This is a genomic window from Nitrincola salilacus, from assembly GCF_046271865.1.
Taxonomy (GTDB): domain Bacteria; phylum Pseudomonadota; class Gammaproteobacteria; order Pseudomonadales; family Balneatricaceae; genus Nitrincola; species Nitrincola salilacus.
On the sequence record NZ_CP176580.1, the window covers coordinates 4,553,762 to 4,575,794 of the forward strand.

Annotated in this window: 20 protein-coding genes; 15 read left to right on the forward strand and 5 right to left on the reverse strand. The window is 54.8% G+C overall.

Going from position 1 to position 22,033, the window contains the following annotated elements; genetic code table 11:
• Positions 1-13 precede the first annotated feature (13 nt).
• From ACK3CJ_RS20930 to ACK3CJ_RS20960, 7 genes are all read left to right on the forward strand, one after another.
• A complete protein-coding gene (locus ACK3CJ_RS20930) occupies positions 14-1,189 on the forward strand; it encodes a methyl-accepting chemotaxis protein (protein WP_409524131.1) in 1,176 nt (391 codons plus the stop codon).
• 203 nt (positions 1,190-1,392) lie between these two features.
• Positions 1,393-3,600: a methyl-accepting chemotaxis protein gene (locus tag ACK3CJ_RS20935; protein WP_409524132.1), complete on the forward strand. Its 2,208-nt coding sequence runs from the start codon at positions 1,393-1,395 to the stop codon at positions 3,598-3,600.
• A 362-nt stretch (positions 3,601-3,962) separates the two neighbouring features.
• Positions 3,963-4,124, forward strand: a complete 162-nt coding sequence (locus ACK3CJ_RS20940; RefSeq protein WP_409524133.1) for a hypothetical protein — start codon at positions 3,963-3,965, stop codon at positions 4,122-4,124.
• Positions 4,093-4,401: a hypothetical protein gene (locus tag ACK3CJ_RS20945; protein WP_409524134.1), complete on the forward strand. Its 309-nt coding sequence runs from the start codon at positions 4,093-4,095 to the stop codon at positions 4,399-4,401. Before ACK3CJ_RS20940 ends, ACK3CJ_RS20945 begins: the two co-directional genes overlap by 32 nt.
• A gap of 363 nt (positions 4,402-4,764) precedes the next feature.
• Entirely contained in the window at positions 4,765-8,412 is a 3,648-nt protein-coding gene (locus ACK3CJ_RS20950; protein WP_409526634.1) for a hybrid sensor histidine kinase/response regulator, read from the forward strand.
• Positions 8,409-9,344, forward strand: a complete 936-nt coding sequence (locus ACK3CJ_RS20955; RefSeq protein ID WP_409524135.1) for a diguanylate cyclase domain-containing protein — start codon at positions 8,409-8,411, stop codon at positions 9,342-9,344. Before ACK3CJ_RS20950 ends, ACK3CJ_RS20955 begins: the two co-directional genes overlap by 4 nt.
• Positions 9,341-11,224, forward strand: a complete 1,884-nt coding sequence (locus ACK3CJ_RS20960; protein ID WP_409524136.1) for a hypothetical protein — start codon at positions 9,341-9,343, stop codon at positions 11,222-11,224. The genes ACK3CJ_RS20955 and ACK3CJ_RS20960 overlap by 4 nt, the downstream gene beginning before the upstream one ends.
• A 351-nt stretch (positions 11,225-11,575) precedes the next feature.
• On the opposite strand, the gene ACK3CJ_RS20965 is transcribed toward ACK3CJ_RS20960, so the two are convergent.
• Positions 11,576-12,118, reverse strand: a complete 543-nt coding sequence (locus ACK3CJ_RS20965; RefSeq protein ID WP_409524137.1) for a hypothetical protein — start codon at positions 12,116-12,118, stop codon at positions 11,576-11,578.
• A gap of 137 nt (positions 12,119-12,255) precedes the next feature.
• Between ACK3CJ_RS20965 and ACK3CJ_RS20970 the strand changes: the two genes are divergently transcribed.
• Positions 12,256-12,867 (forward strand): hypothetical protein, encoded by a 612-nt coding sequence (locus ACK3CJ_RS20970; RefSeq protein WP_409524138.1) that lies wholly within the window; start codon positions 12,256-12,258, stop codon positions 12,865-12,867.
• Between the two features lie 39 nt (positions 12,868-12,906).
• Positions 12,907-13,113 (forward strand): hypothetical protein, encoded by a 207-nt coding sequence (locus tag ACK3CJ_RS20975; RefSeq protein ID WP_409524139.1) that lies wholly within the window; start codon positions 12,907-12,909, stop codon positions 13,111-13,113.
• 47 nt (positions 13,114-13,160) lie between these two features.
• On the opposite strand, the gene ACK3CJ_RS20980 is transcribed toward ACK3CJ_RS20975, so the two are convergent.
• The gene (locus ACK3CJ_RS20980) at positions 13,161-14,030 is read right to left on the reverse strand and encodes a LysR substrate-binding domain-containing protein (protein WP_409524140.1); all 870 of its coding nucleotides are present in this window, start codon (positions 14,028-14,030) and stop codon (positions 13,161-13,163) included.
• Between the two features lie 176 nt (positions 14,031-14,206).
• On the opposite strand from ACK3CJ_RS20980, the gene ACK3CJ_RS20985 reads away from it, so the two are divergent.
• Positions 14,207-15,055 (forward strand): bifunctional allantoicase/(S)-ureidoglycine aminohydrolase, encoded by an 849-nt coding sequence (locus ACK3CJ_RS20985; protein ID WP_409524141.1) that lies wholly within the window; start codon positions 14,207-14,209, stop codon positions 15,053-15,055.
• Between the two features lie 87 nt (positions 15,056-15,142).
• On the opposite strand, the gene nadE is transcribed toward ACK3CJ_RS20985, so the two are convergent.
• A complete protein-coding gene (gene nadE, locus ACK3CJ_RS20990) occupies positions 15,143-16,000 on the reverse strand; it encodes an ammonia-dependent NAD(+) synthetase (RefSeq protein WP_409524142.1) in 858 nt (285 codons plus the stop codon).
• Positions 16,001-16,026: 26 nt separating this feature from the next.
• Positions 16,027-17,301 carry a lipid IV(A) 3-deoxy-D-manno-octulosonic acid transferase gene (waaA, locus tag ACK3CJ_RS20995; protein ID WP_409524143.1) on the reverse strand — a complete coding sequence of 425 codons (1,275 nt, stop codon included), beginning with the start codon at positions 17,299-17,301 and terminating at the stop codon, positions 16,027-16,029.
• A 184-nt stretch (positions 17,302-17,485) separates the two neighbouring features.
• Between waaA and ACK3CJ_RS21000 the strand changes: the two genes are divergently transcribed.
• The 5 genes from ACK3CJ_RS21000 to ACK3CJ_RS21020 all read left to right on the forward strand — a co-directional run bounded on the left by ACK3CJ_RS21000 (position 17,486) and on the right by ACK3CJ_RS21020 (position 20,413).
• Positions 17,486-18,493, forward strand: coding sequence for a glycosyltransferase family 2 protein (locus ACK3CJ_RS21000; protein ID WP_409524144.1), 1,008 nt, complete (start codon positions 17,486-17,488; stop codon positions 18,491-18,493).
• On the forward strand, positions 18,493-18,864 hold the full coding sequence (locus ACK3CJ_RS21005) for a GtrA family protein (RefSeq protein ID WP_409524145.1): 372 nt from the start codon (positions 18,493-18,495) through the stop codon (positions 18,862-18,864). The genes ACK3CJ_RS21000 and ACK3CJ_RS21005 overlap by 1 nt, the downstream gene beginning before the upstream one ends.
• Entirely contained in the window at positions 18,861-19,682 is an 822-nt protein-coding gene (locus ACK3CJ_RS21010) for a ChbG/HpnK family deacetylase (protein ID WP_409524146.1), read from the forward strand. Before ACK3CJ_RS21005 ends, ACK3CJ_RS21010 begins: the two co-directional genes overlap by 4 nt.
• Positions 19,683-19,769: 87 nt before the next feature.
• Positions 19,770-20,060 (forward strand): nucleotidyltransferase family protein, encoded by a 291-nt coding sequence (locus tag ACK3CJ_RS21015; protein WP_409524147.1) that lies wholly within the window; start codon positions 19,770-19,772, stop codon positions 20,058-20,060.
• On the forward strand, positions 20,057-20,413 hold the full coding sequence (locus ACK3CJ_RS21020; protein ID WP_409524148.1) for a HepT-like ribonuclease domain-containing protein: 357 nt from the start codon (positions 20,057-20,059) through the stop codon (positions 20,411-20,413). The genes ACK3CJ_RS21015 and ACK3CJ_RS21020 overlap by 4 nt, the downstream gene beginning before the upstream one ends.
• Before the next feature lie 111 nt (positions 20,414-20,524).
• Here the strand turns inward: ACK3CJ_RS21020 and ACK3CJ_RS21025 are convergent, their stop codons facing one another.
• Positions 20,525-22,033, reverse strand: coding sequence for a glycosyltransferase family 39 protein (locus ACK3CJ_RS21025; RefSeq protein ID WP_409524149.1), 1,509 nt, complete (start codon positions 22,031-22,033; stop codon positions 20,525-20,527).

The following is a 22,033-nucleotide window of genomic DNA, read 5'->3' on the forward strand; positions in this document are numbered from 1 at the left end:
AAACCGTAAATTCATGGAAAAAAAAGTTATATTCAAGAATGCCATCTTCGGGATAATCACCATCACTGCCGCTGCAGTGGCTTTCTGGCAAATCGGTTTCGTCGGCTTGTTGCTGGTGCTGCCGCCCGCGAGTATCGGGTATCTTCTCAACCGATCACCTTCTGTGCCCGAACAGCAGGAAAAAGCAGAGCACAAAGATGAAGCGCTGGATGCCGATATAGAGGCCTTATGCCGGGAAGCCTGCAGCGAGCTGAAGAATCAGTTGGTATCAACCGGCGAAGAAAACCAGCAGATTATGCACCTGCTCCGTGATGCCATCACTCAATTGACAGCCAGCTTTCAGGGTGTTAACGAACAAACCGATACCGAAGACAGACTATTGAGAGGTTTGATCGATCATGACCATCAGGAGCAGACACTGTCCGGTTTTATTGCCGAAACTGAGTCCTTGCTGGCATTTTTCATCGATACCACGCTGAAAACTTCGAAAGACAGCCAGATGCTTATGGGAAAACTGAGCGATATGACACAGAAAATGGATGGTGTCATATCTCTGCTGGATGATGTCAAGGAGATAGCTGCCCAGACCAACCTCCTGTCGTTGAACGCAGCCATCGAAGCGGCCAGGGCCGGAGAAGCAGGTCGTGGGTTTGCCGTCGTTGCCGATGAAGTGCGCAAGCTGTCAAAAAAATCCGACACCTTCAGCGATCAGATCACCGAACTGACGACAAGTGTAAAACAAGCGCTGGAAGATGCGATTAGAGTGGTCAGCAAGGTTGTGACGACGGATACCGATGCCGCCCTCGAAAGCAGAGAAAGAGTCAGCATAATGACCTCCGCGATGACTCAACTCAACCAGCGGACCGACAGTGTCATCGCCCAGACTGGCGATATCAGTCATCGGATATCACAGTTGGTCGGCCAGGCAATAACCTCATTGCAGTTCGAGGATATGTGTACCCAACTCAGCCAGCATATACAACGCCGTCTTGAAACGATGGAGGAACTGGTGCAGTTACTGAGTGAATTGCAGCAGATACGAAAGGATACAGGCAACAATGACATTTGTCGGGAAATGGTAGTCAGAGGGACTGTACTGACTGCGGAGTTGAAGTCAAAAGTACAACAGATCGAACATAAAACAGTTTCGCAGCAGAGTCTTGATGTCGGAGAGATTGAGCTGTTCTAGTGGTTTGAATGCCATGAACTGAAAATGCTGGAAAGCGGTGTTGGTAACGTCTTGGTTTCATCGGAAGATGATTCGATAACAGCCGACCACCCCATCATCTTTTGACGACACAAAAATCAATGAACGCTTATTTAATACCATTCCTCAACATTAGATAATGCTGAACAATCGCACATAACCTTATTAATTGCATGGGAACTGGTATGACAGACACACAGGATAACAAAGATCTGGTTCGGGTGCGTTCGGCCGTCGACGGTGCCATGACTGCAATCATGATGGTTGATCGTGATTTCACGATCATCTATGCCAATCGGGCGACACTGGATATGCTGTCAGAGCATGAAGCCACCTTTGCGCAGATCTATCCCGGCTTCTCAGTGGACACGCTGATCGGCGCCAATATTGATGTTTTTCACAAAAATCCGGCGCATCAACGCAAGCTATTGAGTGACCCGAATAACCTGCCTTACTCCACTGATATCTCTGTTGGGCCGTTGACATTCAGACTGAACGTAACAGCAGCTATGGACGCCGAAGGCAACTATATCGGCAATACGCTGGAATGGTCCGATGTGACCGAGTTACGCCAGAAGGAGCAGGATGTCGCGCGCCTGACCGGTGCGATTCAGGGTGCGATGACCTGCATCATGATGATCGATCGTGATTTCACTATCACCTATGTCAACGATGCCACCCTCAAAATGCTGCGTCCCCATCAGGGCATCCTGAAAGAGGTATTCCCAGGCTTTGATGTCGACAAGTTGGTTGGCGGCAATATCGACGCTTTCCATAAAAACCCAGCGCACCAACGGCAGATGCTCAGTAACCCAAACAACTTACCTTACACAACAGAAATCAAGGTGGGTCCCCTGCAGTTCCGCCTGAATGTGACTGCAACGATGGATGCTCAGGGCAATTACATCGGTAATTCACTCGAGTGGTCCGATATCACCGAAGCCAAGGCGAAAGCGGCAGAAGCCGCAGCACTGCAGCATGAGGTTCAGGGTGTGACTGCTGCCATGGATCTGGTCATGGGCGTAATCACCTTTGATATGGAAGGCAATATCATCAATGTTAACGAAAATTTTCTGCAAGCAGTAGGCTATACACGCTCGGAAGTAGTTGGTAATCATCATCGAATGTTTGCTCCACCAGAATTTGCATCCAGCCCCGACTACGCAGCCTTCTGGGCCAAGCTGAATCGCGGTGAATCCGAGGTGGGTCAGTTCCGGCGCATCGGCAAGGGCGGTAAGGAGGTCTGGTTGCAGGCGGGGTATAACGCCATCCTGGGGATCGACGGCAAACCTTATAAGGTAGTCAAGTTCGCCACCGATATCACTGAGCAAAAACTCTTGCAACTGACCGTTGAAGAGGTACTTAAGTCGACAGCAGTTGTCATGAACGCCATGGCCGAAGGCGACCTGACCCGGCAGATGGAAGGTGAATACGAAGGTGAATTTGCCCAGTTGCAGACGGCGATCAACGATACGGTTAATGCCATCTCCGATATTGTGCAGGATATCACCGAATCGGCTGTCAGCATCTCCGCGGCGGCAGCGGAGATTTCCCGTGGCAATATGGACCTGAGTCAGCGCACCGAGGAGCAGGCTTCGTCGCTGCAGCAGACTGCATCCAGCATGGAAGAGCTGACCACCACCGTCCGGCACAATGCCGATAACGCGCGGGAGGCCAATCATCTGGCCACCAGTGCCCGTGAAAAAGCGGAACAGGGCGGTGCGGTCATCCGCAAAGCGATTGACGCCATGGCTGCGATCAGTAGCTCCAGCAAAAAGGTAGCGGATATTATCGGCGTGATCGATGAGATTGCTTTTCAGACCAACCTGCTGGCGCTCAACGCGGCCGTGGAAGCGGCACGAGCCGGCGACCAGGGACGTGGTTTTGCCGTTGTGGCCTCAGAGGTGAGGAATCTGGCTCAGCGCTCAGCCGCCGCGGCTAAGGAGATCAAGGCACTGATCAATGACAGTGCGGAAAAAGTCAGTGAAGGCTCTACACTGGTCAATGAGTCCGGTCGTACGCTGGAAGCCATTGTCGACGGAGCCCAGAAGGTCGGAGACATAGTATCCGAGATCGCTGCAGCGAGTATCCAACAGAGCACAGGCATCGAACAGGTCAATCAGGCGGTCAGCCAGATGGATGAAATGACCCAGCAAAACGCCGCACTGGTCGAACAGGCTGCAGCCTCCAGCGAATCACTGGATGAACAAGGCAAGAGCCTGCAGCAGCGTATGGAATTTTTCACCACCGGTATGGATAGCGTTAAGCAGCCCCCGACTCGTCAACCTGCCCGTTCCCGCTCACGAATGGAACTGCCTACACACCTTACAAACGCCTCAAAACCAGGACGGCAAGTGACACGTGCCACCAACAATGAATGGGACGAGTTCTGATAAATGTCAGGACAGGGATGTCCGAATTGATGAACTTAATCCCGATATAGACCTACTCCTCAGTCATCATTTGACGACACAGAAATCAATAAAGTCATATTACACAACGGGCCAACAACCTTGATAATAATCAAGGAGCTACAGGTGATCTCTGTTGTTCTGGCCACCTGCAAATTAAGTTGCTATTTACTTGATGACTCTCAAGCAAATGCATAGTCGTGATGAATTGCAGGGTCTCCTTGGCAGGGTCAGTGATGAAGAACCCATCCTGAACCCTGCCCTTTTTCATCTGCCACTATGCCGATCAGGTCGCCTCTACAGCGACAGAGCTGGCACAGACAAATAGCCTGGCAAGCCGCGCAATGGAGCAGCAGACAGAGGAGATCAACGCCTCAGCCGTCGCCATGAATGAGATGACAGCCACACTGGAAGAGGTGGCAGCCAATACCCAGCAGTCAGCCGATGGCTCGCGGCTTGCCACTGAAGCCGTGAATGGAGGCACAAGCAAAGTCGAACAGTCGTAACCGCTCAGAGGAGAGTGTCACACATGCATTAGAGGTGGGCAGCCACCTGCACAGTATTACAGAGGCAATCTCCTATATCGATGAAAGAGCCCAGCAGATTGCCAGTGCAACGGAGGAGCAGACCCATGTATCACATGATATCAACAAGAGTTTGCATAATATCAATGATGTTGCCGCACAAACGGCGGACAATATCAGGCAATCTGTTGCTGCCGGTGAGTCGATGTCAAGAATGGCGGCAGAGCTGAAAGCACTGATATCCAGATTCCGTTTGTAACTATCCATTTGTAACTGAAGGGATCACATGATCCCTTCGCACGTTCCGTTCAACTCATCAGCTTCCGGTAAATGCTGACACGACCCTGATCGTCATTTGACGACATGAAAATCAATGAAATCCCACTTCACAATGCATCAGCATTGCGTCAATAATGACTGAACCATCTGAACCATCTGAACCATCTGCACCAGTGAAGAGCCAGCCAAACTGGCGAGGCCCTTGGCGCGAGCGGGTCAGCGGCGCCTGTTCTGACCTGTATGTATTGGTATCAGCCCGGCATTCCTCAGGGCTTGCACAGGCTTTTGGGTTACATTCTGTAACTGTTTGAGCGTGGTCAAGGAGCAGACAGCTGTGAAAAGTATGGTTGCAAAGCAGACGAGTAATCGCTCCCTCGCGGTTTCCACCATTATCCAGATGGGGCTCCGCATCACCTTGGTAGTGATCGCCGTCACCCTTCTCAGTTACTGGCATATCATCACGACCCTGGAAGAGCAAACCGCCGACAAGCTGAGCAAATACATCGTCGAGCGAGCTCAGAAAGAGAGCGCCACCTTCCTACTGGCGAAGGACAATCATCAAACCTTGAAAGAGGTGTTCCTGCAGGCCTGGCCAGCAGCGCGACACAGTATCCACAGCGATTTCGAGCGCTATTTCGAAACCCTTCCAGACGGCAGTACCCGCACCCTGCCCCGGCTGTTTTACGGCGAGCAAGGGGTAGATGGCATCATCAGCGATTCTGTGTCCGGCTTTATCGGTCGGGGTGCGCCAACAGAGGATGCCTCCTTCCGCTCCCGTCTGGTCCTGGCCTATCGGATGCTGGACCGGTATGGCATCACCTACACACATCGATTCGCCAATCTTTATATCCACATGCCGGAGAATGTCAATATCGTCTACTGGCCAGGCTTGCCATGGGGGCTGCAAGCCGCTGCGGATCTGGATATGAGGCTGGAGGAGTGGATGTACATTGCCGACAGGCAGCACAACCCCGGTCGCGAGACTATCTGGACCGGGCTTTACTACGACCCGACCGCCGACGAATGGATGGTGTCCAGTGAAACCCCGGTCGATGTCGACGGTCAACATCTGATCACCCTGGGCCACGACGTCTTACTCAATGACCTGTTCGACCGGGTGTTCAACGACCGTCTCGACGGTGCCCATAATTTCATCATCCGCGACGACGGTCGTTTAATCGCTCACCCCGACAAGGAACAGGAACTGGCACAAGCTCTCGGTGTATTGAGCATCTCGGAAATAGATGACGCCTCGCTCTCGGCGATGTACCACCAGATCAAGACCGCTCTGACCATTGACGACAATACCCATATCATCAACGATAAGACGAACAACGCCTTCCTGGCCGTGTCGCGTATTCAGGGGCCGGACTGGCTGTTCGTGACTGTTTTTCCCAAGTCCCTCCTGGCCTCAAGTGCCCGTAGCACCGCAGAATTCATTCTGGTGCTCAGCATCATTTCCCTGATCCTGGAACTGCTGATGCTCTATCTCGTGCTGCGCAAAAAAGTAATCACTCCCATCAAGACGTTCGTTACCGCCTCCGAGCGGATCGGACAGGGCGATTACAACCTGATGGAGGCGAATTCAACCCCGCTGCCGGTCAAGCGCAACGATGAAATGGGCTTGATGGCACGCACCTTCACCCAAATGGCGACGGATATCCGCCATTATCAGCAGGATCTGGAAGGGCAGGTCGTCCAGCGGACCGAACAGTTAGCTGTCGCCACTAAAGAGGCCAACAGGGCCAACCGCGCCAAATCCGATTTCCTGGCCCGGATGAGCCACGAGATCCGCACCCCGATGAATGCCATTATCGGTATGACGCAACTGGCTCTGCGCACGGAGTTGACCGATAAACAGCGCGACTATCTGGAAAAGGTGCGCGGTTCGGCCAATGCTTTGCTGGGCATCATCAACGATATCCTCGACTTCTCCAAGATCGAGGCGGGTAAGCTGACACTGGAAAATATTCGGTTCGATCTCGACGAGGTCTTCAACAGCCTGTCTGATATCATCACGCTGCGCACTGAAGCGAAAAGCATCGAACTGGTGTTCGACATCCAATGCGATGTTCCCAGAACACTGATGGGCGATCCGTTGCGTCTCGGGCAGATTCTGATCAACCTTGCCAGCAATGCCGTCAAGTTCACCGAGCAGGGAGAGATCGTCGTCAGGGTATCCCGTGGCCAGAATCTGGGCGACCGGGTGGAACTGCAGTTTTCGGTCATCGATTCCGGTATCGGGATGACGCCGGAACAGACCAGCGGTCTGTTCCAGTCCTTCGCCCAGGCGGACGAGTCCATTACCCGCAAATACGGGGGAACCGGCCTTGGACTGGCTATTTGCAAGCAGTTGTCCGAGCTGATGGGCGGGCGCATCTGGGCCGAAAGCGAGGCGGGCATCGGCAGCCGATTCCACTTCACGGTCCAGCTTGGCGTTCCGGCCGAGAGCAGGGCTGCGACCGCAGAACACCAACCGCTGTTCGTCAGCAAGCGCGTATTGGTCGCGGATGACAACCACAGCGTTCGAGAGATTCTGACTGCCATGCTGACACGGATGGGTTGGCGTGTGGATCAGGTGGAGAATGGCGCCAAAGCCGTGGAGCGGCTATGGGAAGCCAGTCAGGTCAACGATTCCTATGATCTGTTGCTCACGGACTGGAGGATGCCCGAAATGGACGGGCTCCAGGTCGCGGACTGGATCAAACGGCAGGACGCGTTGCAGCGCATGCCATCCATCCTGATGGTAACCGGCTATGGCCGGGAAGAGGTATTCAAGGCGGCCAGGGAAGCGGGGCTGGACGGTTTCCTGCTCAAACCCGTCAACGAATCCCTCCTGCAGGATACACTAGCCGAGATATTCGGGGTCGATCGCCGCACCGGCATGCGGGATGCACAGGGTCGCCAAGGCCCGTCTGACGAGGAACTGGCCTCTCTGGCTGGCTGCAGGGTACTGCTGGTAGAGGATAATGCCATCAATCTGCAGATCGCCAGAGAGTTTCTCGCCGATGTCAAGGCGGTGGTCGATGTGGCCAATAACGGGCAGCAGGCCGTGGACAAGATGATGAGTAACACCTATGACGTGGTCCTGATGGATATCCAGATGCCAATCATGGATGGCCTGACCGCCACCGCGAAGATCCGCCAGGAAGCACGGTTTGCCGACCTGCCCATCATTGCGATGACCGCCCAGGCAATGGAGGAAGATCGACAGCGCAGCGTGGAAGCTGGCATGAACGACCACCTTTCCAAACCGTTGTTCGCCGAAGAGCTGCATGCGATGCTGTTGCGCTGGGGCAGACCGGATAAGCAACAGCCAGCGCCGAAACTGACTGCGGCTCCCCTGGCAGGAGACACACCTCCGACCGGGATTCCCGACCTGCCGGGCATTGATACGGAGCAGGCGATGTCCCGACTGGGCGGCCGGGTGGAGATGTACCTGCGGCTTCTGGGCGACTTTCATCGCGAATACAAGGATATCGCTCCACGGCTGGAAGCCGAGCTGGCGGCGGGCAACTGGGCGGAGGTCTGTCTCAGTGCGCACTCCATCAAATCCGCTGCGCGCTATCTGGGTGCCAACGCTCTGGGCACAGCCGCGGAGCAACTGGAGCAGTTGACCCGCGACCAGAATGCCAACCAGAACGCCGCAGCGGACAGCGCGCTGGCGGCATTCACAGAAGCCCTGGCCGACGTACTGACATCGCTCAAGGCATTGCCGATCAGACCGATATCCGAACAACAAGCGGAGGCACTGTCCCCGGCGGAGCTTGAGGCGCACCTGGACGGTCTGCAGGCCGCGCTGGAAGCGGACAGTGCCAAAGCCGAAACCCTGATCTCCCGGATAGCACCTGCCATCGCGGAGATGGGTCTGGGCACTATCGCAGAGCATATACAGGAACTGATCGCAGATGTCGAATACGAGGATGCCCTGGTGCAGCTGCAGGAGCTGCGGCAACAGTGGGCCAAACAAGAAAACGGTGTGGTCCCATGACCAGCTCGTCCAGACGCCAAAAGGTACTGATTGTAGACGACGAAAGGCTTAACCGGCAGATTCTGACAGATCTGCTGGCGGATCAGCGGGATGTAGTGCTGGCCAAGAACGGCCCCCAGGCGCTGAGGAAAGCGCAGGAGCACTGCCCCGATCTGATCCTGCTGGACGTGATGATGCCCGACATGGACGGTTTCGAGGTATTGCGGCGGCTCAAGAGCAACAATAAAACCAAAGATATCGCTGTCATCATCGTCTCCGCGCTGGACTCGCCTGGAGACGAAGCCAAAGGCCTGATACTGGGCGCCTTGGACTATATCACCAAGCCCTTCCATCCTGTCACCGTCAACGCGCGGGTTCGCAATATCCTCAATCTGGAGAACAGGAGGAAAATGCTGGAACAGATGGCCAACCTCGACGGCCTGACCGGGATCAGCAACAGACGCAAGTTCGACGAAACCCTCGACAAAGCCTGGCGCCATGGCATGCGACATCAGTTGACCCTGGCGATGGCGCTGATCGACGTCGATCATTTCAAACCCTTCAACGATCAATATGGCCACGCGCTGGGCGATGAGGCGCTGTGCAGGGTGGCCCATGCCATCAGTGGTTGCCTGAACCGCCCCTTTGACCTCTGTGCCCGTTATGGCGGTGAAGAGTTCGTGCTGCTGTTGCCCGACACCGATGTGGACGGCGCATGCAGGGTGGCGGAAAAGGTGCGGGCAGCCGTACAAGCGCTGGCGATTCCCCACGCCGGGTCATCCATCGCCGAGGTCGTGACCGTCAGCATCGGCTGCGCGACCTGCATCCCGATGGAAGATAGCGAGCCCCTCAGCCTGATCAAGGCGGCGGATGAAATGCTCTATCTCGCCAAGAATCAGGGACGGAACCAGATTATGTGGCAACAAGCTAATCAAGAAGGTAGCAATGCATGAGCCAGGAAAAGCCATCTCTCAAGTACGGCCCCAAACAGAAACCTTGGGAAGAACAAGTCCCCGATGTGGCCAAAGGCCTGATCTCTGCTCCGAGCAGCGATCCAGTCGAAGCCTACCTGGCGTCCAACAAGGCGTTTCCGATTGAGAGCGAATCGGTAAAGACTCAGTGGCTGGAGATTCCCCCCGCAGGGATCAGCCAGGAGGAAAAGCAGTTCGCCGACGAGCAAGTCCTGCAGTATGCGACCAAGCAGCGGAATAGTTTTCTGGGTTACCAGGTGGAAGAAAGGATCAGCTATGAGACGCTGGCACCGTACTTGGATATGTGCCTTAACAACATCGGCGATCCGTTCATAAACGGCTATTATACGGTCAACTCCAAATGCTCCGAACGGATGGTGCTGGATTATTTCGCTTCCTTGTGGAACGGCGTCTGGCCCAGCATCGGCCCTTCCATCAATAAAAGTGGCCGGTTTCAGCCGGGAGATCCCGAGAGTTACTGGGGTTACGTGCTGAGCATGGGCAGCACGGAAGGAAATCTGTACGGTATGCTCAATGCGCGGGACTATCTGTCAGGCCGCATGTTGCTGGAGGAGGAAATCGAATACACCACCGACACAGGCAACACCCGGACAGAAACCAGCCTGTACAAATTCCAACCCGACGCATCCGGGGATAGTCCCAACGCCTATACCCCGGTGGCCTTCTATTCGGAGGATACCCATTACTCCATCATCAAAGCGATGGAGATTGAAAAGATCGACACCTTCGGCGAACTCGGTAACCGGTTGTATCCCGAAGATAACCCCTTGGCTCCGGGGCAACCCTGGCCAGCAGAAGTCCCCTCCGAAGCCCCGACCGCAATGCTGCCCTGCGGTTCGGGGGCTGTGGATGTTGACAAGCTGCTTACCCTGGTGGAATTTTTCGCAGCCAGGGGATATCCGATACTGCTTTGCCTCAACTACGGTACCACCTTCAAAGGGGCATATGACGATATTCCCGAGGTTTGCCGCCGCCTGAAACCCATCCTGCAGAAGTACGGGTTGTGGGAGCGCGAGGTCAAGGCTGAGCCAGTACCTGTGGGCCAGCAACCGATTATCGACATTCGGACCGGGTACTGGATTCATGTCGACGGCGCCCTGGGCGCTTCGTACATGCCCTTCGTCAAAATGGCCGCCCGCATGCAGCGTTATCAGGACTTTTTCAAAAGCCTGGATGGCTACACGGGGCCGGACTTTGACTTCCGCAACCCGATGATTCACTCCATTGTGACCAGCGGTCATAAGTGGCCCGGTGCCCCCTGGCCCACCGGTGTCTATATGACCCGGCACAAATATATGGTGGCGCCGCCGGATAATCCGGAATACGTGGGGTCGCCGGATACCACCTTTGCTGGCTCGCGCAATGGCTTTTCTGCACTGATCTTATGGGATTTTATCGCCCGCACACCCTACGACACACAGATTACGCTGGCGATGCACGGCCAGCGCATGGCACGGTACGCTCATGAGCAATTACTGGATGTACAAGAAAAAATCAAAGCAACCCATGCAGGCTACGATATCCGCGTACAACACACACCGCTGGCGGTTTCACTGATTTTCCAGAAGCCGAATGCGGAAATCATCAACCGCTACTCCCTGTGCAGCGAAACCGTTAAAAATGCCGACGGGACTAACTGGGAATATGTGCATTTCTTTTGTATGTGGGATGTGGGCGAGGAACTGATCGACCGAATGTGCAATGATCTGCTCAAGCCTGGTGCTTTCCCCTATGCAGACGACAAACCGATCAGATTCGTCGAATCGAAAGTTACCAGAGCGCTACCCCTGAAGGGGCGCCGCATACTGAAGATCCCGACCAAAGGACGCGGCTTTAAATGAGTTATCAGAACAACCCGACAGGGCTACTTAAGATAGCCCTGTCGCAACAAGTGAGTTGATGGTGATGTTATGGTCCTGATTGTTACGCAGGAACCAGGATTCCGGACGAAGAAAGGCACCATACCGTGCTGCCAGAGAACCGGACCATTCTGACCCAGTGCGGTAGACGCAGACAGCGTCCAGGGGAAGGTTTCAGAAAGCCCACCCAACGTGTCAGTCTGACCACCTGCATATGAATTGTCACTTTCCTGGTGACCATCGGAAAGCACAACATCGCGATGAGGTGCAGGGCCTTTTAGAGCAGAGTCATCGAGGCGGCGCCAAGCCAAAGGAAGCATTTGAGATGTAGCTTTATGACCTGATCGCCTCATAAGCGACTGTAAACATCCCCTGAGGAACAGTGTCCGCGGTATAACCCTCCTCGACACAGCCACTGTATACCCCGGCAATGATTGCAGCTCGTTCAGTGATCGATAAGGTCAGTCCACGACTCCTTGCGTTGCGTTCAACCATCGCAATGACACTTCGCAGCAACGCCCGGTCAATGCCTGAAACAGGTTGCCGTATTGGTTTGTCCTGATAACTGCTGGAATGGTCGGAAACCTGATACCCCCCTTGATCTGTATCAGATTTTGATCCACCGCCACCCAGCAACCAGTCGGCTCGGCAGCCGAGAGCCTTGGCCAAAAGACCCAGTTTTGTCGTTCCCGGCATCGCTTCGCCAGTGAGCCACTTCCGTGTAGACGTGATACTGATAGTTTCACCGCTGATTGATCGCCAGATTCGCTGCATCTCCGCGGGCCGACCACGAGCCGCCACACCGGACTCATCCAGCAACTCGTTCAGCCGTCGCGAGAATGCGCCACGTTCGGATTCAGATATTTTTGTAACCATGAGCCACATTCTCATGGCAAACATAAAAACTATCAGCTACCTTATCAATATAACCAATAAGTTCTATTAGATGCCGCACATGCTACAATCCAAGAGCTTCTGTTAACACTCAGATCAATTTGAAAGGTATTTCATTGATGAAACAGAACCGGCCGGTTACACAACAGGAAGATGACTACCCTGCCAACGCCAATACACTTTCCACCACCAACCTCAAGGGTGCCATCACTTATGTGAATGATGATTTCAGCAGGATCAGAGGTTACAGGAAAACCATGCTATTGTGTCATGGACTGCCTCTGTCTGTTAAAAATCAGTTGTGGATGATCCTCCCGATTGTCACAGTTTTCCATGCTTTTCTATTTATCGAATCCAGGGACACAGCATTCGTTACTCTGCTCATATCACTGCTCATGGCATCCGTCGGTCAGGTCGTGACACTGCCCCCCCTGCGTACTGACGCCAATCTGGCCAGTTCTGTTGACCTGGATGATACCGATGATGGGGCACAAGAGGGTGCTCAAAAGCAGGCTGCGACAGATCAGATTGTTGCAACTGGAGCAGTAACTAAGGAAGAGGTACGTGATATAGAGATGCCTGATGAGGCGGTACAGTCTATCCAGGCCCTCAAGCAGGAGCTATCGTTGATGGCATCTGCAATTGCTGAGGTAAAAGAGAGCAGTCATGGTATTTCAGCAATACTCGACATTATTAACGAGATAGCGGAACAGACAGATCAGCAAGATTGATGATATAGGCTATGTAAAAGCATAACCTGAAAGAGGCAGATGCAAGCGCTGGTGGTGACCAGATCAGATGTGGCACGGGCTTTGGGAATTGCTCAACCCAATGTATCTCAAATCGAGAAGCGTCCTGACACAATGGTCAGCACCTTGGCTTCCTATATTGAAGCCTTAGGGGGAACACTTGAACTCCATGCAAAATTCCCAGACGGGCAGGATGTAGAAATAACCCAGTTTAAGCAGATCAGGTAACCAAACCTCGTATCAGCGCCTGGAAAATGCATAATTGAGTGGTTTCCTCAAGCAGAGAACATCCCCTCACACGCCCCTATCAGCTCATCAGCCAACATCTTGTCATACGCAGAGAGCTGAGGCTGGGCATGCAGAGTCAGTTCCAGATCGGCCACTGGCGGCAGACCTTCGGACTCACCCAAAATGCGATGGTTAGCGGTGACCAGTCGTTTCGGCAGCAGTGAGATGCCAAGGCCCGCTTCCACGGCGCAACAGACACCAGACAGGCTGGTGCTGACATACGCCAGGCGCCAGCTGCGGCCCAGACTATCAAAGGTGTGCGCCATTTCGCTGCGATACAGGCCGCCAATCGGGAAGGTCACCAGTGGAATCGGATCACGCTGCAGGTTGTTGCCCTCCAGACTGTCAATCCAGCACAAGGGCTCGGGCCAGCTGGCCAGACCCGGTTGGCTGTTCTGGCGCTGTTTCACCAGTGCCAGATCCAGTTCATTGCGCTGGAATTCACGCCAGATATCACTGCACATGCCACTTTTAACCTCCAGACGGATACTGGGATAGCGGCGGGAAAAGTCGGCCAGGGTCGGCATGATGGCGTGGGTGGCAAAGTCCTCAGGCACGCCCAGGCGGATCTTCTGCTGCTCGACACTCAGGCTGGTCTGGGAGACCGCCTCGACCATCAAGTGCAGAATCCTCCGTGCATAGCTGAGTACCCGCTCCCCTTCCAGGGTCGCTGTGACATAGCGTCCCTTGCGGTGCAGAAGTTCACAGCCGATCTGGGACTCAAGCTTGCGCACCTGCTGGCTCACGGTAGACTGGGTCAGATGCGTGCTTTCGGCTGCGCGGGTAAAGCTGCCGGTTTCCACCACGGCCACAAAGCTTCGCAGCAGCACTGGGTCGAGGGTTGTGTTCAGGTTCATCGCAATCTTTCAGTGGGTTTTCCACTGGCTCTCATTCAATTATTTAATTTATAAATCAATTAAACCTGCACTACAATGATTGTGTACAAAATTAACTGAAACAGGAAACGATCCGCTGGCGCGATGCCAGACCCGGCATTTCTGTTACATGATTCCTGTTGCAAGAGGACAACGACATGGCCCGTAACACTTATTACGCCCCGAAAGGCGGCCACCCACCCCAGACACAACTGCTGTCTGATCGCGCAGTCTTTACCGAAGCCTACGCCATCATCCCCAAAGGTGTACTGCGCGATATCGTCATCAGCTACCTGCCCTTCTGGGACAAAACCCGTCTGTGGGTCATTGCCCGCCCCATGACCGGCTTCTCCGAGACCTTCTCTCAGTACATAGTAGAGGTGTCTCCCGGTGGCGGCAGCAACAAGCCTGAGCTGGACCCGGGCGCAGAAGGTGTGCTGTTTATTGTCGAAGGCGAGCTGACACTGACTCTTGACGGCAAGGAGCATGTCATGACGCCAGGTGGCTATGCATTTATCCCACCATCAAGTGACTGGCATGTCAGAAACAACACCGGCGAGCCGGTACGCTTCCACTGGTTGCGCAAGGCATATGAGTATGTGGATGGTATCGATGCGCCGCCGGCTTTCGTCACCAACGAGAATGATGTCGATCCGATCCCGATGCCCGGCACCAACAATGCCTGGGTCACCACGCGATTTGTGGATCAAAGCGATATGCGCCACGACATGCATGTGAATATCGTGACCTTTCAGCCAGGGGGCGTGATCCCCTTTGATGAAACCCATGTTATGGAACACGGTCTGTATGTGCTCGAAGGTAAGGCGGTGTATCACCTGAATCAAGACTGGGTTGAGGTCGAGGCCGGCGATTACATGTGGCTGCGCGCCTTCTGCCCACAGGCCTGCTATGCCGGTGGCCCGGGACCCTTCCGCTACTTGCTGTACAAGGATGTGAACCGGCATATGAAGCTGACGGCATCGCTGCCACAGCATTCTTACCGATAACCCTGCCAGAAGCTGTTTACGCCCGTAAGCAGCTTCTCAGCGTTACCAGGCCTTCCATCCTGGATATTCCATTCTGCTCAGCAGCTATTACTGCTCATCGTACAGTGTCGGAATTGGACGACGTTTATGCTGGGTGCGCTGGTAGATATAGATCAGCTTCTCGCTGATCTCCGGCGCAACCAACCTCCCCTCCAGAAAGTCATCAATCTGATCGTAGCTCAGCCCTAGCGACTCTTCGTCAGTCTTCTGCGGGTTTAATGATTCAAGATCCGCTGTTGGCGCTTTATCGATTACATGAGCAGGGGCACCCATTGTTCTGGCCAGCAGTCTGACCTGGCGCTTATTCAGCCCGAACAGCGGCGCCAGATCACAGGCTCCATCCCCGAACTTGGTGTAAAAACCGGTGATATTCTCGGCCGAATGGTCTGTCCCCAACACCAGGCCATCCAGCATACCGGCTATCTCATACTGAATCGTCATGCGGGTACGGGCTTTGGTGTTACCTTTGACAAAATCCTGCTTGCCAGGATCCTGTGGCAACAGATCCAGCCCAACCAGAGCAGCACAAGTCTGCTTGTGAATGGCATCTGCGCCCGGTTGCACATTGACTGTCAGGCTGTGTGATGGCTGGATAAAATCGATGGATGCCTGAGCATCTGCCTCATCAGCCTGAGTGGAATAGGGCAGGCGTACTGCGACAAACCGATATCGTTCGTGATGTTCCTGATTCAGCTCAACCACGGCCAGTTGTGCCAGCCGCCCCAGCGTACAGGAATCTATCCCGCCACTGATGCCCAACACCAGAGTATTCAGGCCGGAATGAAGCAGATGAGATTTGATGAAATTGACCCGGCGGGTAATCTCGAATTCAGCGTCGATATCGGGTAATACCCGCATCTCCCGGATAATCGCTTGTGCGTCCATATTGCCCTCTTCAGTGATCATGATGTGGCTTGATCCTATAAAAAATGCTACCTGTGCATAAGTGGCTTCAGCAGCGCGACAACCCGCTCCACCGCGCCGGTATTGCTGGAGACATAATCCGCTGCATGCTGCCCGGCGAGCTGTGCCTGGTCAGGCATCTGCAACCAGAGCTTGAGCTGCCGGATCAGATCATCGTCGTCAGCTACCTGCACCAGCCCACCGGCAGCGGCCAACCCGGCACAGATTTCGGCAAAGTTGAAGCAGTGTCGTCCCATGATAACCGGTTTGCCCAGCAGTGCAGGTTCCAGTGGATTATGCCCGCCCCGCTCAATAAAAGCTCCGCCTACCAGCGCAATATCGGCGGTTGCGTAGTAGGTCATCAGCTCCCCCATTCTATCGACCAGCAGCAGCGTTGTCTGCGCTTCAATATCTGTGGAATCGCTGATTCGCTGAGCTGTTTGACCGCTGGCCAGACAAAGCTCCCAGACCGGCTCGAAGCGCTCAGGATGGCGAGGCACAAGGATCAGCAGCAAGGTCGGGAAATCCTGCTGCAATCGCGTGAAGACCTGCAGCAATAGAGCTTCCTCTTCATCATGCGTACTACCCGCCACCAGCACCGGTCGCTGCTCACCCCAGGTTTGCTTCAACTCGCTCGCACACCTGAGCCAGCCAGTGTCTATCGCAGCATCGAACTTGATACTGCCGGTGACCTTAAGCCGATCAGCAGGCAGACCCAGGCGCATGAAGCGCTCACCATCGGTGGCGTTCTGCACGGCAACGCAATCTATCTGCCGGAGCATCGACCGGGTAAGTGCTCCGATACGGGCATAGCCTCTTGCCGAGCGTTCTGACAAGCGTGCATTGACCAGCAACGTCGGAATACCCTGCCTGCGACACTGCCTGAGCATATTGGGCCAGAGCTCTGTCTCGATAATCACACAGGCGCACGGTTTCATCTTTTTCAGAAAGGATGAAAAAGCCCAGGGCAGATCATAGGGACAGTAACGGTGTTCTACCTGATCACCAAACAGCGCCTTGACCCGCTCAGCACCTGTCGGTGTCATGGTGGTGATCAACAGAGGAAGTTCAGGAGAGGCTTGTAACAGATGACGGATCAGCAGTGATGCCGCCTGCACCTCGCCAACCGAAACGGCATGTATCCACAAGGGTGAGACAGTATCAGACTTCAGGGCGGGTGTGATGCCGACGCGCTCACCGATTCGCTCACGATACGCCGGGGCTTTGCCACCACGCCAGTAGAGTCGCAGCAATATCGCTGGCAACAGCAGGTGAAACACTAAGGTGTAAAGCCAGCGCGACATGCATCAGTTCCGCTTGAATCATGAATCGGTTGCTTGAAAAGTGGGGTATAGTTTAGCATCTTCAGGCGGCAGCGTTTAAACTTGCAGCCTGTTATCGTTTTTTTGCCGCTACCATCCAACTACAATCTAACTACAGTCTAACTACAATCCAACTACCATCCAGCAGGAAACACCGGACCGACTAATGCCAGACAGCCAACAACAGCCCAGCATTACCTGCATTCTGCCTGCTTTTAATGAAGCAGCCAACCTGCAGATCCTGATACCGCAGCTAACGGACTATCTGCCACGGCTGTCTGCCCGTTTTGAAATACTGGTTGTTGATGATGGCAGCCGGGACGATACGGTTGAGGTGGTCAGAATGCTGGCTGAGTCTTATCCGGTATCGCTGCTCTGCCTGTCACGCAATTTCGGCAAGGAGGCTGCGATGAGCGCGGGCCTTGATCATGCCGAGGGCGATGTCGTGATTCTGATGGATTCCGACCTGCAGCATCCTATCGAGATGCTGGAGGTGTTCTTTCAGCACTGGCAGCAGGGCTATGAGATGGTCTATGGCGTGCGCGCCGACCGCTCGGATGAGGGGCGATTCAAGCGCAGTGTCACCAATCAGTTCTACCGTCTGCTGAGCCAGAGTGCCGATGTCAGTATCGAACCCAATGCCGGTGATTTTCGCCTGATGGATAAAAAGGTGGTGCGAGCCCTGCGCTCCCTGCCCGAACGCAAGCGCATGATGAAGGGTCTGTTTGCCTGGGTTGGCTTTCGCAGCATCGGCATCCCCTTCAAGGTCAACCCGCGCTACAGCGGTCAAACCAGCTTTGGCCTGCGGCGCCTTTCATCGCTGGCGCTGACCGGCATCACCGCATTCAGCAGTGCCCCCTTGCGTATCTGGATGGTGATCGGGGCCTGCATCTCATTTCTGGCCTTTGCCTATGCCATGACGATCATCCTCAGCACACTGATTCTGGGCACCAGAGTGCCGGGATGGCCAACACTGATCGCCAGTATCAGCTTCCTCGGTGGTATTCAGCTACTCTCGGTGGGTGTGCTGGGCGAATATATCGCGCGTATTTTCTCGGAAGTCAAAGGGCGTCCTGTCTATCTGATTTCCGATTATGAGCGCCATTCAGGTGCCGAAGACACCTCAGGCGATACTCCCGATGAAACGCCCGAGAAGGCACCCGGACAACCCTAATGATCGCTCAGGTACTGCGTTTTTCCGGTGTCGGCATTCTGGCACTGATCGTACACTGGCTGGTGGTCGTGCTGCTGGTACCCTTTGGCATGGCTCCGCTGCTGGCGAATGTGGTTGCCTTTCTGGTGGCGTTCAATGTCAGTTACTTCGGGCATCGCCGCCTGACCTTTCAGGCAGACGGACTGGAACACAGCCGTACTCTGCCCCGCTTTGCCACTGTTGCGCTGGCAAGCTTTGCCGTCAACGAAGCGAGCTATGCGCTGCTGCTGCACTTCACACCGCTGCGCTATGATCTGGCCCTGCTGCTGGTGCTGGGAGGCGTTGCCGTGATGACCTTCATCCTCAGCCGCTTCTGGGCCTTTGCGCCATGAGTCATTCAGCACAGCCGCACCTGAAGCCGGTCGTGCTCTGCGCCGATGATTTCGGCATGAGTCCTGCAATCAACCGTGGCATCCTGAGCCTTTGCCGCGCCGAGCGTCTGAGTGCGGTCAGTTGCATGACCGATATGCCTTGCTGGCATCAGGATGCAGCCTCACTAATGGAACTGCGCAGACCGGTCAGCATCGGCCTGCACTTCAATCTGACCGAGGGGCCTGCGTCAAAAAAACTGCCACAATTGATGCAATACGCACTGACAGGGCGTATTGATAAGGACTGGGTGAGCACGCAACTGCGTCGCCAGTTGGATGTTTTTGAAGCCACAACTCACTCGATACCCGACTTCATTGATGGCCATCAGCATGTTCACCTGTTCCCCGGCATCCGTGATGTACTGCTGGCTGAACTGGACTCACGCTATGCCGACAAAGCCCCGTGGATACGTCAGGTTCGCCCGGAACTGAGCGGACATGATGCTCGCCTCAAGGCGATGATTATTCAGCTGATGGGGCGAGGTTTTACACAGGCAGTGAGTCGCTATCCACAGCTGAAACTCTCCTGCGAGTTTGCCGGGCTCTACTCGCTGCAGCCTGACGCTGATTTTGCCGCACTTATGCAAGGCTGGCTGAAGCAACTACCAGCCGGTGGCCTGATCATGTGTCACCCGGGTGAAGCAGATCCAGATCAAGCCAAAGGGATGGCGCTGACACGTCACAAAGAGCTGACCTTTCTGGCCAGCGACGCCTTTGGCGAACTACTGCAGCAGTGCCAGATCAGGCTCAGCCCAGAACCCCGGCTGATCAGGGGTTAATTTGGTAAAGGCGAACAGGATCTTATTACGCTGTGGGTAGTAAAAAGTGCTAAAGTTGAAAGCAGTAATTTGATTTCGGGAGAACTCATGAAACCCTCTGAAGCCTTGGCCTCGAACCGTGCGGCAATTCGGCATGTGGTTGAGTCTCATCGCGCCCTGAATGCGAGGGTGTTCGGCTCTGTGCTGCACGGGCAAGATACTGACAACAGCGATCTTGATATCCTCATCGACCCGACGCCGGAAACGACGTTGATGGACGTAGCTGCCATACAAGTAGAGCTTCAACGCCTTCTTGGTGTATCGGTCGATGTGCTGACGCCTAAGGCTCTGCCCGATGCTTTTCGCAGCCGGGTACTATCTGAGGCAGTGCCGGTATGACCAAGTCACTGCGCGTTCCTGGCTACCTCGGGCACATTCTGGAGGCCATTGAGCGCATCGACCGTTACACAGAAGACATGGGTGAGGACGCGTTTCTGAACAGCGAGCTGGTGCAAGATGCCGTGATCCGCAACATCGAGATCATTGGCGAGGCTGCGAACAACATCCAGCGCGCCTCCCCTGAATTCGCCGCGCAGAACGACGACATTCCTTGGCTCGTCATGTACACCATGCGCAATCGCGTCTCGCATGGCTACGACAAGGTAGATCTGGAGCTCGTCTGGAAGACGATTCAGAGCGACCTGCCAAGACTGCATCAGCAAGTGAAGCAAATCTTGGATAACCTGTCTTGATTCAGTAACTTCAATTGTGGCAGATTTTTAGCCTGTGCAATCCAGTCAAGGCCAGGAAACGGGCATCTTTGATCTCAATCCAGAGGATTCTGATGTCAAAGGATGCGGCATTTAATACCGGCCACCTTCTTTGCCACAACCTGCAACCTGAGGTGCAATTACCCCCCAACTGATCACTAAAGAAGCCTCACCTTGTCGCCACTCAAGCTGCAGCTGTCCGGTAGCATCCGGCGCTGGCAGATCCCGGAACATATCCGGCACACGAGTATCGGATGACTGCCACACCAGCAGCAGGCCCTGTTGTTTTATCTGCTGCTCCGTCAGCCAGGGGGATAGCGCCAGATCACCCTCGATCAACACGCTGGGGCGCCCCTCGGCACGCAGCGATACAAGACCGGCAAGCCAGTAATCTCCCGCGACGATAGCAATCGCATCACACCCTGTCACCTGTCGCCACTGCTGCTGCACGCCATCGGCCAGCACCTTGCCGGGCCAGGCGGTGCGCGAAGGTTTGGATTTATACTGATTACCGATAATCGCCGCCAGTCCATAGAGCAACAGCAACACACCAAGCCAGATCGCCGTCACACGCCACAGCCTGTGTGCCTTGTCTTTCAGCACCTCTGGTTTCAGATAGCTGACCAGCAGCAGCCCTGACAGATTCCACATCGGGGTGCCCCACATATCGCGCAGACCCATACCGGTCAGTAGTGCTGCCAGTGCGGTCAGCAGTGCCGGTCCCAGCGCCAGCATCAGCAGAAAATCACGATCGGCTCCATCACTACCACTTTGTCGCGCCCAGAACCCTCTGTGCAACAGTCCCGCAGCCGCCAGTATCAACAGCAATGGCAGATGATCCAGCAACTGCACACTCAGGAACTTCAGCGGCAGGGTGATATGTGTCACCCATGAGCCACTGGCTGCAGCCGAGCGATCACGCGCATACTGCAACGGCAGAAACTGATGCTCAATCAACCAGAGCAGATGCGGCAGAAACACCAACAGCAGCACCAGCAGCGACACTGCCACCTGCCAGGAGAGAATCCGCCTGCGATACTCGCCACGCAGCAGCATCAGCAGGAACATGCTCGCCACCAGCACCGCAATCACATACTTGGTCAGCAGGCCAAGCCCGACCACCAGCCCGAGTAACGCCCAGTCACGATAGCGGTTCTCATGCAACGCACGATGGAAGAAGTAGACAGCCGCAGCCCAGATCGGCATCTGAGCGATATTGTGATTGAACTCAGGTGTCGGCCAGGTGAAGTAATAGACACCATAGAGCAGCAGGACGCCAACCAGCGCCTGCTCCCGATCGAAAATACGACGGCCCAACAGATAAACGAACAACAGGGTAAGCAGAATCGCCAGTTGACTGAGCAGGTAAGGGCCGAGCCCACCGACAAGCTCAAAGCTGAGATTGACCAGCCAGGCCGGCAAAGGTGGGTGTTTGTAGTATCCCCACTGCCACTCCTGCCCCCAGAAGATCCCCTCGACTACATCCAGTGGCAAAGTGGGATGGATCAGCCAAGGCAGCAGCGTCCAGAGCAGAGCATTAGCCAGCAGCAGCCAGAGCAGTAGTCCCGACAAGGGCTGTGTTCGCGTCCCTGCTACACTCAT